Here is a 13,900-nt window from a genome sequence, read left to right as displayed (position 1 = left end):
GGGTAACGGCAGAACCTAGCCGTCTTAGCACGCGAGTAACAACTCTCGACGGGGGCTGACTTACGGTCAAAGGGGGTTCAGGGGTTTCGGGCTGTGAACTTGACGGGAAGGGTGCGCAGGCCACGCATGATCAGACCCCCGCGCCAGCGAAGCTCGTTGGGCGGAACAGCGAGTTCCAGATCCGGCAGACGCGTCAGCAAAGTCGCAAGCGCCGTCTGTCCCTCAAGTCGTGCGAGCGGAGCACCCAGGCAGTAGTGGATTCCGTGCCCGTACCCGAGGTGCTGGTTGTCGGTACGGGAGAGGTCGAGCGTGTCCGGATCGGCGAACCGCTCGGGGTCGCGGTCGGCCGCGGCCAGGACGACGAGGACCGGGTCGCCCGCCGCCACCTGCTGCCCGCCGAGGGTCAGCGGCTCGGTGGCGAACCGCCAGGTGGCCAGCTCCACGGGGCCGTCGTAGCGCAGCAGTTCCTCGATGCCGGTCTCCAGCAGGGCGCTCTCGCCGGCGGCGAGGGAGTCCTGGAGGCGGGTGCGCTGATCGGGGTTCATGAAGAGGGAGTGGACGCCGTTGCCGATGAGGTTGACGGTGGTCTCGAATCCGGCGAACAGCAGGATGAAGGCCATGGCGGTGGCCTCGGCCTCCGTCAGGTGGTCGCCGTGGTCGCTCGCGCGGATCAGGTCCGAAATCAGGTCATTGCCCAGATCGTCCCGTTTGCGGTGGATGAGTTCGCCGAGATAGGTCCGCATCTGCTTCACGGAGCGGGCCACCCCGCCGCGCGGGCCGCCGCCGTGCCGGATCATCATCCCGGCCCAGTCGCGGAAGTCGTCCTGGTCCTCGCGCGGTACGCCGAGCATCTCGCAGATGGCGTAGATGGGGAGGGGGAAGGCGAACTCGTGGATGAGGTCCGCTTCCCCCCGGCTCGCGAACTGCTCGATGAGGTGGTCGGTCAGCTCCTGCACCCGCGGGGTGAACTCGGCCACCCTGCGCGGGGTGAACGCCTTCGACACCAGCCGCCGCAGCCGCGTGTGGTCGGGCGGGTCGATGTTGAGCAGATGCGTCATCAGCTCCGCCTTGCGCTCCCCCGGGATCCCGGTCTTGCCCTTGGCGTGCGCCGGCTCCGCGTGGTGCGCCGGGTTCTTGCTGAGCCGCTGGTCGGCGAGGGCCTGGCGGGCGTCGGCGTACCGCGTGACCAGCCAGGCCTCGACCCCGCTGGGGAGCTTCGTGCGGTGCACCGGGGCGTGCTCGCGCAGCCAGGCGTACGCCGGGTACGGGTCGGTCGCGAACTCCCAGTCGAACAGGGTCGGGCCCTGGGGAGGCGTGCCGTCTTGGGGGGATGCGGGGGCTGCGGGGGTCGGCTCATGCACCCGCTGACCGTATCCCGCGCGCCCGCCGCCATCCCATATGGGTCGTTCGCCGCGGCTGTCCGTAGATCCGCCAACGCTTGACCTCGCCTTCCCCGGCGTTCCTACTTTCGGTCTTGTGGATGTGAGGATCTTGAGGAGCAGCTTCGCGGTGGTCGAGAGAAGGGCCGAGCACGCGGTCAAGTACTTCTACTCCCACCTCTTCTGGCACAACCCCGGGATCCGCGAGCTCTTCCCGGCCTCCGCCGAGGACATGGAACGCCAGCGCGACCGGCTCTTCGCCGCGCTGACCCACGTGGTCGCCCGCCTCGACGACGAGAGCCTGCTCCCCTACCTCCACGACCTCGGCCGCGACCACCGCAAGTTCCTCGCCGGCCCCGAGCACTACGCGGCCCTCGGCGCCTCCTTGCTCGCCGCACTCGCCCGCACCTGCGGCGAGGCCTGGACCCCGACCGTGGAGAAGGCCTGGTCCGAGGCGTACCAGGTGATCGCCGAGGCCATGATGGCCGGGGCCGCCGCGAGCGAGGACCCGCCGTGGTGGGACGCCGAGATCGTGCGCCACCTCCAGTACGGGCAGGACATAGGGGTGCTGACCCTGCGCCCGCACGCCCCCTTCCCCCACCTCCCCGGCCAGTACGCGAGCGTCAGCAGCGAGCGGGTCCCGAGGACCTGGCGCACGTACTCCATCGGGAACGCCCCGCGCCCGGACGGCACCCTCGACCTGCACGTCAGCCGGATCGAGGGCGGCCGGCTCAGCACCGCCCTGGTCCGTGAGGTGCGGCCCGGCGAGGCGCTGCGGATCGGCGCGGCCGGCGGGCAGCTGACCTTCCGCCGCGCCGACCGGCCCGTCACCCTCATCGCTGCGGGCACCGGCTGGGCGCCGGTCCGGGCCATCGTGGAGGAGCTCGCCGGGCAGCCCCCCGATCAGGACGTACGGCTCTTCGTCGTCGCCCGGGACGCCGCGCACCTGTACGACCGCCCGCTGATCGACGAGTACGCCGCCGCCTTCGGCCGGCTCGGCGTCACCTACATCACCCCCGCCCCCGGGCAACACCGCGAGCAGGCCACCGGGCGCCTCGCGACCGCGCTCGGCCACCGGGCCATGTGGCCCGAGCAGGACGTGTACCTGAGCGGGCCGCCGCCGTTCGTCGAGCAGACCGTGCAGGTGCTGAAGGAGCTGGGCGCGCTGCCGGGCCGGATCTTCCACGACTCGGTGCCGGCCGCGGGCACCGGCCACGGCCCGGGCGGCCGTCCCCTGGGCTTCGGCGAGTGGTTCCTGGGCCGCCCCGGGCCGCAGTGGCACAACCCCTCGGGCCGCGCGCCGCGCTAGATCGTCCGCTCCCCGCCGCTCCCGAGGCCCTCGGCGGCGCGGATCGCGTCCCGGTAGGCGCGGGCCGCCGCGCGCAGCGCGGTCTCGGGGTCGACGCCCGCCGCTTCGGCGCGCGCCGCCAGTTCCAGCAGCTCGTACCCGATGCCCTCGCCGCGGGGCAGTTCCACGGCGAGGGCGCCCGTACGGACCCGCCCGGCCAGTTTGGCCGCGAGCGCGAGCCCGGGCTGGCCCAGCGGGATCCCGTCGGTGACCGACTCCCGCTGCTTCTCGACCGCCTTGGTGCGCTGCCAGTGCGCGCTGACGTCCTCCGGGGTCTGCGCGTCCGCGTCCCCGAAGACGTGCGGGTGCCGGTGGATCAGCTTCTCGACGAGGCCCCCGGCCACGTCGTCGATGGAGAACGGCTCGTCACCGTCCTCCTCGGCGATCCGTGCGTGGAAGACCACTTGCAGCAGGACGTCGCCGAGCTCCTCGCGCAGCGCGTCCCGGTCGCCGTCCTCGATGGCCTCGACGAGTTCGTACGCCTCCTCGGTGGCGTACTTGACCAGTCCCTCGTGGGTCTGGCGCGAGGTCCAGGGGCATTCGCGGCGGACCCGGTCCATCACCTGGACCAGGTCGAGCAGGCGGGCGCCGGGCAGGTCGTACGAGCCCGGCAGCAGTTCGAGGTCGGGCATGTCGACGCGGCCGGAGCCGGCCAGCCGGGCCAGCCCGTCGGTGAGCCGCCGGTCGCCCTCGCCGGACGGGATCACCACGACGGTGCGGCCGCCGGCGCAGGCCTCGACGAGCGCGTGCGCGTCGGGGGACTCGTGCGCGACCTTGACGCCCGCCTCGCGCAGGTACGGCAGCTGCGGGTGGCCGGGGTCGGCGCACAGCACGCGGTCCGCGGCGCGCAGGGCCTGCCAGGCCGGCCAGGACAGCAGGCCGGGGGCGACCCGGTGGCTCGCCGTGAGCAGGACGATGCGGCCGGCGGCCGTACCGTCGGTGCCCGCCGGGCGGGGCGGTGACGGGGCGGGCACGGCGGCGGGTCCGGCGGGGGCGGGTTCGGCGGTGTGGTCGGTCACCCTCCGAACCTACCTCCGGACGGGCGGCTCAGGCTCCGGCGGGGGCCTGCTCGGGCCGGGTCCGCTGGACGATCCAGGGGGTCTCCGGGTCTCCGAGCACGATCTGCCGCGCGTCCCAGACCCCGTAGCGCGGGTTCACCTCGATGTGCAGGGCCTTCGCGGCGGAAGCCAGCTTCTCGACGGCCTTGTCCTGGCTGCCGTAGCTCTCGAAGAGCTTGTCGCGCAGCAGCTTGAAGCGGGCGTCGGCGTCGAGCTGCCCGGGCGCGAGCTGGGCCTGCTCCAGGGCGGCCGCGGCGAGCTTCTCGGTGCCGCCCGCCTGCTGCAGCTGGGCCTTGCGGAAGTCCTGCACCTCCTTCTCGCTGACGCTCACGCCCGCGTCCTCGGCGGCCCGTTCCAGCACGATCGTCTGGATCATCTTGTTGAGCTTGACCCGCTCCAGGTCGGGCGAGGACTGGATCAGCTGGGCGGCGGTGGAGCCGGTCTCGTTCTGCGCCGCGCGGACGTCGTTGACCTGGGCCTGGAGCGCGGAGGTGGTGATGCGTTCGCCGCCGACGACGGCCGCGGTGCCGGGCCGGGCCTGGCCCGAGCAGGCGGACAGCAGGGGGGCCGCCGCGAGCAGGACGGCGGAGACGGAGAGCGCAGTGCGACGGTGCAAAGGAGCCTCCAGGGCCGGGAGATTGTGCGTCGGTGCACAAGGTCCGTGCGGTGATCGATGGTATGCAGTCTGAGCGGTCCGAGCCACTGGTTCGACCAACGATTCCCGGGGTGTTGGGGTACGCGTCTGTTGATGTCACCGCCACTCGGCGGCCACCCTCCGGTCCACCGGCGGTGCCACAGTCGGCCCACCATGTCGACACCGCACCGCTCGCCGCGCCGCCTGAGCCTGCGCGGCTCGGCCCTCGCCGCCCTGATCACGGTGGTGGCCGTCTGCGCCGGGGACGCGGTCGCCCGCGTCTTCCCGTACGGACACCGCCACCGCAGCATCAACGACCTCGGCAACCAGTTCGTCCCCTTCCACGCCCACCTGTGGGACCTGCTGCACGGGCGGGCCCGGGGCGGGCTGCTGTTCAACTGGCAGTCCGGCTTCGGCACCAGCTTCCTGCCCGACTTCGGCACCTACCTCTCCAGCCCCTTCGCGGTGCTCGTCGCCCTCTTCCCGCGCGAGGACATCGACCTCGCGGTGTACGTGGTCACGGTGGTGAAGACGGCCGCGGCCGCGGCGGCGATGGCCTGGCTGCTGCGCACGCAGCGCCGCGGGCCGGGGTGGGCGGCGGGCCTGCTGGGGGCCTCGTACGCGCTGTGCGGCTGGTCGGTGATCGAGGCCTCGTACAACCCGATGTGGCTGGACGGGCTGATCGCCTTCCCGCTCCTGTGCCTGACGGGTGAATGGGCGCTGCGCGGGCGCCGGCCCGCCCTCGCCGTCCTGGTGGTGGCGGTGTCCTGGACGGCGAACTTCTACACGGCCTACATGGCGACGCTGGGCGCGGCCCTGGTGCTCCTGGTACGGGTGGTGCTGACGCGCGAGGGCGTCGGGGAGCGGCTGGCGGTGCTCTGCCGCGGCGCCCTGACGACCCTGCTGGGCGTCGCGGTGTCCGCGCCGGTGCTGGTGCCGCTGTTCCTGAGCTCGAAGCAGGCGTACCCGGGGTGGACGCGGCAGTTCGACCCGGTGTCCTGGCCGGACCTGTTCGCGCGGATCCTGCCCGCGACGTACTCCTTCTCCTCGCCGGCGCTCTTCGTCGGCACGGGGACGCTGCTGCTGGTCGCGGCCCTGCCGTTCCACACGGCCGTACCGCTGCGCACCCGCCTGTGGTGGGCGGGGCTGACGGCGGCGGTGCTGCTCTCCTTCCAGTGGACGCCGACGCATCTGGCCTGGCACGTCTTCGCGACCCCGAACGGCAGCCCGTACCGGCAGACGTTCGTGCTGGCCGGGGTGGCCGTGATCGCCGCGTGGACCGGGCTGGCGGCCGGACTGCCCGGGCTCCGGGCGCTGGCGGCGGGGGCCGCGGTGCTGGCCGCGGCGGCCGTGGCGGCGAGCGCCAGCACGCTGGCGACGGCCTGGGGCCTCGCGCTCTTCTGCGGCGGCCTGGCGGCGGCCGCCGCGGCCTGGTGGTCCCTGCGCCACCGCCGGCTGGTGCTGCCGGCGGCCGGGGTGCTGGCGCTCGTACTGATCGGGCAGGCGGCCGCGACCGCCGCGTTCGGGCACAAGGGCAAGCTGGGCGGGCTGGACGACTACCCCTCCTGGGGCACGGCGCACACCGCGCGCTCCGAGGCCCTGGCCGGCGCCGAGGGCTGGCCCGCGTACCGCACGGACCCGAGCCGGCCGGCGCTGACCGGCAACGATCCGCTGCTGCTGGGCGGGGAGGGCGGCGCGTACTACAGCAGCCACACCCCGGACGTGTTCACGCGGACGATGGTGGCGCTCGGCGCGGGCTGGACCTCGCGCGGGCGCAACGTGCAGAGCATCGACAACCCGGTGACGGACGCGCTCTTCGCGGTCGGCGCCCGCCTGCGGCCCGACGGAACGGTCAGCCGCGCGGGGGACGTCCCGCCGCTGATCACGATCCGCCCGGCGGGGCCCGTCCCCTCCTACGGCCCCTTCGACGGCCCCCCGTTCGCCAACCAGGAGCTGCTGCTGGGCACGCGGGTGTACGAGGACCCCGTCGCGCCCGGGGTGTGCCGCGCGGGGACCGAGGCCTACCTGTGGGCCCCGGAGTACAACGCGACGGCCCGCCTCGCGGACGGCCGCGCCTTCCGCCTGAACGGCAACGCGCCGCGCAACCGGGCGGCCCTCCAGCCGCTGGGCACCTCCCGGGGGGCATCCTCGGCGCTGGTCTTCGACGCTTCGGCGCCGCCGCGCTGGGCCCTGTCCTGCCTGGACCGCGCCCGCCTCGACCCGGCGGTGGCGGCCCTGCGGGCATCGGCGCCGACGGGGCTGCGGGTCGGCTCCTCGACCGTCGGCGCCACGGTCCCGGCGGGCACCACGGGGACGGCGGTCCTCTCCTCCCCGGCGATCGCGGGCTGGACCTGCAACGGCCGGCCGGCCACGCCCTACCTGGGCCTGGTGTCCGTCCCGCTGACCCCCGCCACCACCACGATCAGCTGCTCGTTCCGCCCTCCGGGCCTCGTCCCGGGCTCGGCGGCGGCGGGAGCGGCCCTGCTGGTCCTGGCCGGGCTGCTGCTGGTGGAGCGCCGCCGCGGGCGGCGGGCCGGGCTCGGACCCGGTCCGCAGGGCCCGCGGGCCGGCGCGACCGCGGAACTCGCCCCGGCCGGGGCCTGAGGCGCGGCCGACCCCGCCCGGCTCAGCGGACCTGGCTGAGCCAGTGCAGGGTCCGGCGCACCTCCGTGGAGAAGGGGTGGTTCGGACCGTGCACGCGGTCCGCGTCGAAGAGGAGGCGGGCCAGGGTGTCGTGCGCGGCCGGCCGGTCGCCCAGGGAGAGCAGCAGGTGGGCTATCCGGCGCCGGACCTCCAGCGGGAGCCCCGGGTCCGGGTTGGCGTAGTGGTTCTCGAACAGCGGGAGCAGTGAGCGGTACTCGGCCAGGGCCGCCCCCGGCGCGTCCAGCTGCTCCAGGCACTGGGCCGCGTCGTAGCGGAAGCGCAGGGACTGGGGGTCGCCGGCCGGGAACTCGTCGGCGAGGCGGCGCAGTTCGGGCAGGGCGCGGCGGTACTGCCCGTCGTCCATCAGCGTGGCCGCGTACTGCTTGCGCAGGGAGCGGACCACGGTGGAGTGCTCGCCGTGCTCGGCCTCCGCGGCCGGGAGGATCCCGCCGAGGATGTCCACGGCCTGGGTGAGGCGGCCCTGCTCCAGCAGGCTGCGGGCCTCGTCCACCGCGGCCGGGATGTCCGGCTTGGGCGGCGCCTGGGGCGCGGGCGGCGTCGTCGGCTGCGGCGGGATGGTGGCGGCGCGGTCCGGCCAGGGGGCGTGCGGGCGCAGGAACGGGCGGGTCGGGTCGAGCGTGCCCGCCGGGGTGCCCTGCTTGGGCAGCAGCGGGGCGAGGGCCTCGTACACGTGCTGCGCGGAGGCCGGCCGGTCCTGCGGGTCCTTCGCCAGGAGGTGCAGCAGGACCGCCTCCAGCTGGTGCGGGACCTCCGGGCGCAGCCGGCGCACCGGGACGGGCGGCTCGTAGAGGTGGCGGTGCAGGACGCCGAGCGCGGTGGACCCGGCGAACGGCACGTTGCCGCTGAGGAGTTCGTACAGCAGCACGCCGAGTGCGTACAGGTCGGTGTACGGGCCGACGGCGCCGCCCATCGCCTGCTCGGGCGCCATGTACGCCGGGCTGCCGATCGGGGTGCCGGTGCTGGTGAGCCGGGTGGTGTCGGTGTCCATCACCGAGGCGACACCGAGGTCGAGGACCAGTACGGTGCCGTCCGGCCGGACCATCACGTTGCGCGGCTTCAGGTCGCGGTGCACGATCGGCACCGCGTGCACGGCCGACAGCACCCCGCACAGCTGCGCGACCACGGCGACCGCCCACGGCCAGGGGTACGGATCGTGCTGGGCGAGGTGGTCGGCGAGGTCGGTGCCCTCGACGTAGCCCATGACGAGGAACAGCTCGTCGCCGTCGCTGCCCGCGTCGTGGACGGTGACCAGACCCGGGTGGTCCACCTGCGCCGTGACCCGGCATTCGCGCACGAAGCGGCGGCGCAGCTCGTCCGCGACGGAGCCGGGGCCGGCCACCTTGTCGGGGCGCAGCAGCTTGACGGCGACGCGGCGGTCCAGCCTCTGGTCGTACGCCGTCCACACCTGGCCCATGCCGCCCTGTCCCAGGACGGAGGCCAGGCGGTAGCGCTCGCCGATGATCCGGTCGTCCTCCGTCACCGGGCCTGGCCCTCAGCGTCGTTGCCGGGGGCGTTCGGGTTCGGGCCGGCGCCAGGGTTGGGGTGGGGGTTGTGGGGGTGCGGCGTCTGCTTGCGCAGCAGTTCGCTCAGCTCGTCGAGCTCGGCGCGGACCTGCCCGATGCGCGGCGGGTTGGCCGGTCCGGGGGCCGGCGCGGGCGCGGGCGTGGGCGTGGGCGTCTGCTGCTGCACCGGCGGGTACCCGTACGCCGGGCGCTGGGGCTGCTGCGGAACGTACGGCGCGGGCTGCGCCGGGTACCAGGCGGCGGCCTGGGCCGCGGTGCGGCCCGCGTGGTGCTGGATATCGGCGACGAGGAAGTACACGCAGGTCACGAAGCCGGTGATGATGACGCCGAAGGCGCCCGTATTGCCCTGCCAGCCGTCGGTCTCGGGCGTCGGGTCGGCGCCGATCAGCGCGATCCAGCCGACGGAGAGCACGCAGTTGAGGCCCAGCAGCCACCAGTCGCGGGGTTTGCGGGTGACGACCGCGAGCCGCAGCATCGTGGCCCAGCCCAGGAAGCCGCAGCTCAGGACGGGCAGCAGGGCGAACAGCACGCGCAGTGCCACGACTCCCCCGGTACTGGGCTGGGGGCCTTGCTGCGGCGGGAGGCCGGGGCCGTGCATCGCTGCTCCTGACGGACCGTGTCGACGAAGTTTCGGGTCAGAGCGTATACAGCGTTTCCGGCCGTCAGTGAGGGGATGTGCGCAACCGTTGCAGGGTCGCCGCACACCTCCCGGCGGGCGCGGGCCGGCCGGGGCGTGCGGAAATCGCGGACGCCCCCTGACCGGCGGCGACTACCCTCGGCAGTCGAGTTGTTGTTCCAGGGGGGAATCCAGATGCGAAGCCGGACCATCGGCGTGTCGGTGCTGACCACGACGGCCTTGTTCGGACTGACGGCGGCCTGCGCGCCGGCCGGCGGGGGCAAGGCCGCGGACATCGGCCGGGCGGCCCGCGCCGCCGCGCCGGCCGCGGCCGGGGCCACGCCGGCGCCGACCGCGAAGGGCAGGGCGGCGGTCAAGGGCGGCGGCCTGATCGCGGACCTGTCGGGCGCCGAGATCCTGAGCCAGTCGCACGAGGCCATGCGCAAGGTCGAATCGGCCCGCGTCGTCGCGAAGATGCGCGAGGAGGGCACCCGGGTGGAGTTCGACCTCGCCCTCGACAAGAAGGGCAGCTGCAAGGGGTCGATCCGGTACGACGCGATGGGCAAGGTGGACCTGATCAAGTCCGCCGACCTCGTCCACTTCAAGGGCGACGCCGACTACTGGCGGGCCACGGCCGCGAAGGAGCACGCCCCCAAGCGGCAGGCGGAGGCGATGGTCACGATGCTCGCCGACCGCTGGCTGAAGATGCCGGTCTCCGACGCCAAGGCCGCCGCGTTGAAGCAGATGTGCGATCTGAACAAGCTGACGGACGGCGGCGGCCGGCCCCACCCGCTGGCCCGCAAGGGCGAGACGGTGACCATCGACGGCAAGCAGGCGCTGGCCGTCGTGACGGCCGCCAAGGAAGGTACGGAGACCGACTACATCGCCACCCAGGGCACCCCGTACGTCCTCAAGTCCACCGTCTCGGGGGACGACACCGGGGAGGTCCTCTTCTCGGACTTCGGCACGCCGGTCGACACCGCCCTGCCGGAGGGCGCGGACGTCCTGGACCTGTCCAAGCTGGGCGACGGCGGACCGGCCGAGACGGTCTGAGCCTTCGCGGCCCGCGCCGCGGCCGGGGACCGCGTGGTCCCCGGCCGCGGCCGTCCTACGAGCCGAGGATCGTGGTGAGGAACTCCCCGGTCCAGGCCAGCAGTTCCCGCCCGACCAGCGGCTTCCCGCCCACCCGGGCCGTCTTCGGCCGCGGGATCAGCACCTGCGAGGTCGCCGGCTTGAGCACCGCGCCCGGGTAGAGCCGCTTGAGCCGCAGCTCCTGGGACTCCCGCAGCTCCACCGGCCCGAAGCGGATGTTGACGCCCTGGAGGGTGATGTCGCCGACCCCGCAGGCCCGCGCCAGCATCCGCAGCCCCGCCACCAGCAGCAGGTTCTCCACCGGCTCCGGCAGCTTGCCGTAGCGGTCGTGGAGCTCCTCCCGTACGGCCTTGATGTCCGCCTCGGAGTTCGCCGACGCGATGGACCGGTACGCCTGGAGGCGCAGCCGCTCACCGGGCGCGTAGTCGTGCGGGACGTGCGCGTCGACCGGCAGCTCGATCTTCACCTCCAGCGGCGGCTCCTCCTCCACCCCGCCCTCCACGGCGGCCCGGTAGTCGGCGACCGCCTCGCCGACCATGCGGATGTAGAGGTCGAAGCCGACGCCCGCGATGTGGCCGGACTGCTCGCCGCCGAGCAGGTTGCCCGCGCCGCGGATCTCCAGGTCCTTCATCGCCACGTACATGCCGGCGCCCATCTCGGTGTGCTGGGCGATCGTCGCGAGCCGCTCGTGCGCGGTCTCGGTCAGCGGCTTCTCCGGCGGGTAGAGGAAGTACGCGTACCCGCGCTCGCGGCCGCGGCCCACGCGGCCGCGCAGCTGGTGGAGCTGGGAGAGGCCGAAGTTGTCGCCGCGCTCGACGATGAGGGTGTTGGCGTTGGAGATGTCGATGCCGGACTCGACGATCGTCGTCGAGACGAGCACGTCGAACTTCTTCTCCCAGAAGTCCACGACGACCTGTTCCAGGGCCTGTTCGGACATCTGGCCGTGGGCGGTCGCGATCCGCGCCTCGGGCACGATCTCGCGCAGCTTGGCGGCGGCCCGGTCGATGGACTCGACCCGGTTGTGGATGTAGAAGCACTGCCCCTCGCGCAGCAGTTCGCGGCGGATCGCCGCGCCGATCTGCTTCTCCTCGTAGGGGCCGACGAAGGTGAGGACCGGGTGGCGCTCCTCCGGCGGGGTGGTGATGGTCGACATCTCGCGGATGCCGGTGACCGCCATCTCCAGGGTGCGCGGGATCGGGGTCGCGGACATGGTCAGCACGTCCACGTTGGCCCGCAGCTTCTTCAGCTGCTCCTTGTGCTCGACGCCGAAGCGCTGCTCCTCGTCGACGATGACCAGGCCCAGGTCCTTGAACTTGGTCTCCTGCGAGAACAGCCGGTGGGTACCGATGACGATGTCGACCGAACCCTCCTTCAGCCCCTCCAGGGTGGCCTTGGACTCGGTGTCGGACTGGAAGCGGGACAGCGCCTTCACGTTGACGGGGAACTGGCTGTACCGCTCGGAGAAGGTCCCGAAGTGCTGCTGCACCAGCAGGGTGGTGGGGACGAGGACGGCGACCTGCTTGCCGTCCTGGACGGCCTTGAAGGCCGCCCGGACGGCGATCTCGGTCTTGCCGTAGCCGACGTCGCCGCAGATCAGGCGGTCCATGGGGACGGACTTCTCCATGTCCTCCTTGACCTCGGCGATGGTGGTCAGCTGGTCGGGCGTCTCCGCGTACGGGAAGGCGTCCTCCAGCTCGCGCTGCCAGGGGGTGTCCGGGCCGAAGGTGTGGCCGGGGGCGGCCATGCGCGCGCTGTAGAGCTTGATGAGGTCTGCGGCGATCTCCTTGACGGCCTTCTTCGCGCGCGCCTTGGTCTTGGTCCAGTCGGCGCCGCCGAGCCGGTGCAGGGTCGGGGCCTCGCCGCCGACGTACTTGGTGACCTGCTCCAGCTGGTCGGTGGGGATGTAGAGGCGGTCGCCGGGCTGGCCGCGCTTGGCGGGGGCGTACTCGACGAGGAGGTACTCGCGGGTGGCGCCCTGGACGGTGCGCTGCACCATCTCGATGTAGCGGCCGACGCCGTGCTGCTCGTGGACGATGTAGTCGCCGACCTCCAGGGTGAGGGGGTCGATGGACTTGCGGCGCCGGGTCGGCATCCGGCCGAGGTCCTTGGTGGCGGTGCGCTGGCCGGTCAGGTCGGTCTCGGTCAGGACGGCCAGCTTCAGCGCCGGGTCGATGAACCCGTTGTCCAGGGAGCCGCAGGTGACGTGGACGATCGACGGCTCCAGGGTGCGCAGGTCCGCCTCCAGGCGGGCCGCGATGCCCTCGCCGCCGAGCACCTCGACGGTGCGGGCGGCCGGGCCGTGGCCCTCGGTCAGGAAGACGGTGTGCCAGCCGTCGGCGATCCAGCCCTTGGTGTCGGCGAGCGCGCGGGCGGTGTCGCCGCGGTAGGCCTCGGGGGCGTGCATGCCCAGCTTGAGGGTGTCCGCGGCCAGGCCGGCGTCGTCCGCCGCGAACGGGGAGACCGACCACCACATCATGCCGAGCTCGCGCGCGTGCTCCCGTACGTCGGCGATCCCGCGCAGCGAGGCCGCGCCGACGTCGATCGGGGCCTTGCCGCCGCCGGCGGTCGCGGCCCAGGAGGCCATCAGGAACTCCTGGGAGGTGGCGACGAGGTCGGCGGCCCGGGTCCGCACCCGCTCCGGGTCGCAGACCACGGCCATGGACCCGGCCGGCAGGACGTCGATCAGCAGCTCCATGTCGTCGACGAGGACCGGCGCGAGGGATTCCATGCCCTCGACCGCGATCCCCTCGGCGATCTTGTTCAGCAGTTCGCCGAGCTCGGGGTGGGCCTCGGCGAGGGCCGCGGCCCGCTCCCGTACCTCGTCGGTCAGCAGCAGTTCCCGGCAGGGCGGGGCCCACAGTCCGTGCTCGGCGACCTCCAGGGAGCGCTGGTCGGCGACCTTGAAGTAGCGGATCTCCTCGACCTCGTCGCCCCAGAACTCCACGCGCAGCGGGTGCTCCTCGGTGGGCGGGAACACGTCGAGGATGCCGCCGCGCACGGCGAACTCGCCGCGCTTCTCGACGAGCTCGACGCGGGCGTACGCGGCCGCGGCGAGCGCCTCGGTCACCTCGCCCAGATCGGCGCTCTCGCGCTGGCGAAGGCTCACCGGAACCAGGTCCCCGAGCCCCTTGACCTGCGGCTGGAGCACGGAGCGGATCGGCGCGACGACGACGGAGACGGGGCCTGCGGCCGGGTCGTCCTTGCTCGGGTGCACCAGCCGGCGCAGTACGGCGAGCCGCCGGCCCACGGTGTCGCTGCGCGGGGAGAGCCGCTCGTGCGGAAGGGTCTCCCAGGACGGGTACTCGGCCACCTCGTCGGGCGGCAGGAAGGACCGCAGCGCGGCGGCCAGGTCCTCGGCCTCCCGGCCGGTGGCGGTGACCGCGAGCACGGTCCGCCCGCTCCTGGCGGCCAGCGCGGCGATGGCGAAGGGCCGTGCGGCCGGGGGTCCGACGAGGTCCACGTGCATGCGGTTGCCGTCCCCGGCCGCGGTGACCGCCTCGGCGAGGGCCGGGTCCCGGGTGACGGCGTCGAGCAGTCCGTGCAGGCTCATGAAAGGAGGCTTCCGTCCGGTGAAGGGGCAACGCGA

9 protein-coding genes are annotated in these 13,900 nt (G+C 73.5%); 3 read left to right on the top strand and 6 right to left on the bottom strand.

Going from position 1 to position 13,900, the window contains the following annotated elements; translation table 11 throughout:
- Positions 1-77: 77 nt before the first annotated feature.
- A complete protein-coding gene (locus CP980_RS20190) occupies positions 78-1,361 on the bottom strand; it encodes a cytochrome P450 family protein (protein WP_132757371.1) in 1,284 nt (427 codons plus the stop codon).
- Positions 1,362-1,509: 148 nt separating this feature from the next.
- Between CP980_RS20190 and CP980_RS20185 the strand changes: the two genes are divergently transcribed.
- Positions 1,510-2,688: a globin domain-containing protein gene (locus tag CP980_RS20185; protein WP_229907246.1), complete on the top strand. Its 1,179-nt coding sequence runs from the start codon at positions 1,510-1,512 to the stop codon at positions 2,686-2,688.
- Here the strand turns inward: CP980_RS20185 and CP980_RS20180 are convergent.
- Together CP980_RS20180 and CP980_RS20175 are read right to left on the bottom strand one after the other, a co-directional pair.
- Positions 2,685-3,701 (bottom strand): nucleoside triphosphate pyrophosphohydrolase, encoded by a 1,017-nt coding sequence (locus tag CP980_RS20180; RefSeq protein WP_150530288.1) that lies wholly within the window; start codon positions 3,699-3,701, stop codon positions 2,685-2,687. The genes CP980_RS20185 and CP980_RS20180 overlap by 4 nt on opposite strands.
- A gap of 73 nt (positions 3,702-3,774) precedes the next feature.
- Positions 3,775-4,401: a SurA N-terminal domain-containing protein gene (locus CP980_RS20175; RefSeq protein WP_132757374.1), complete on the bottom strand. Its 627-nt coding sequence runs from the start codon at positions 4,399-4,401 to the stop codon at positions 3,775-3,777.
- Positions 4,402-4,593: 192 nt separating this feature from the next.
- Here CP980_RS20175 and CP980_RS20170 point away from each other — a divergent pair, with 192 nt between their 5' ends.
- The gene (locus tag CP980_RS20170) at positions 4,594-7,023 is read left to right on the top strand and encodes a YfhO family protein (RefSeq protein WP_150528759.1); all 2,430 of its coding nucleotides are present in this window, start codon (positions 4,594-4,596) and stop codon (positions 7,021-7,023) included.
- Positions 7,024-7,045: 22 nt separating this feature from the next.
- Here the strand turns inward: CP980_RS20170 and CP980_RS20165 are convergent, their stop codons facing one another.
- Together CP980_RS20165 and CP980_RS20160 are read right to left on the bottom strand one after the other, a co-directional pair.
- On the bottom strand, positions 7,046-8,563 hold the full coding sequence (locus CP980_RS20165) for a serine/threonine-protein kinase (RefSeq protein ID WP_280116501.1): 1,518 nt from the start codon (positions 8,561-8,563) through the stop codon (positions 7,046-7,048).
- Positions 8,560-9,147 (bottom strand): hypothetical protein, encoded by a 588-nt coding sequence (locus CP980_RS20160; protein WP_189998982.1) that lies wholly within the window; start codon positions 9,145-9,147, stop codon positions 8,560-8,562. The genes CP980_RS20165 and CP980_RS20160 overlap by 4 nt, the downstream gene beginning before the upstream one ends.
- Positions 9,148-9,417: 270 nt before the next feature.
- Between CP980_RS20160 and CP980_RS20155 the strand changes: the two genes are divergently transcribed.
- Positions 9,418-10,275 carry a hypothetical protein gene (locus tag CP980_RS20155; protein ID WP_150528758.1) on the top strand — a complete coding sequence of 286 codons (858 nt, stop codon included), beginning with the start codon at positions 9,418-9,420 and terminating at the stop codon, positions 10,273-10,275.
- Positions 10,276-10,330: 55 nt separating this feature from the next.
- On the opposite strand, the gene mfd is transcribed toward CP980_RS20155, so the two are convergent.
- On the bottom strand, positions 10,331-13,864 hold the full coding sequence (gene mfd, locus CP980_RS20150; RefSeq protein ID WP_132757380.1) for a transcription-repair coupling factor: 3,534 nt from the start codon (positions 13,862-13,864) through the stop codon (positions 10,331-10,333).
- Positions 13,865-13,900 lie beyond the last annotated feature (36 nt).

The organism is Streptomyces vinaceus (genome assembly GCF_008704935.1).
Classification (GTDB): domain Bacteria; phylum Actinomycetota; class Actinomycetes; order Streptomycetales; family Streptomycetaceae; genus Streptomyces; species Streptomyces vinaceus.
The sequence above is the reverse complement of the archived record's forward strand: the minus strand, read 5'-3'. Positions and strand labels throughout refer to the sequence as shown.

What these genes read in the sequence shown, in the direction of transcription:
- CP980_RS20170 (WP_150528759.1), top strand. Translation starts at nt 4,594, where the DNA reads ATGTCGACACCGCACCGCTCGCCGCGCCGCCTGAGCCTGCGCGGCTCG.
- CP980_RS20155 (WP_150528758.1), top strand. Translation starts at nt 9,418, where the DNA reads ATGCGAAGCCGGACCATCGGCGTGTCGGTGCTGACCACGACGGCCTTG.
- mfd (WP_132757380.1), bottom strand. Translation starts at nt 13,864, where the DNA reads ATGAGCCTGCACGGACTGCTCGACGCCGTCACCCGGGACCCGGCCCTC.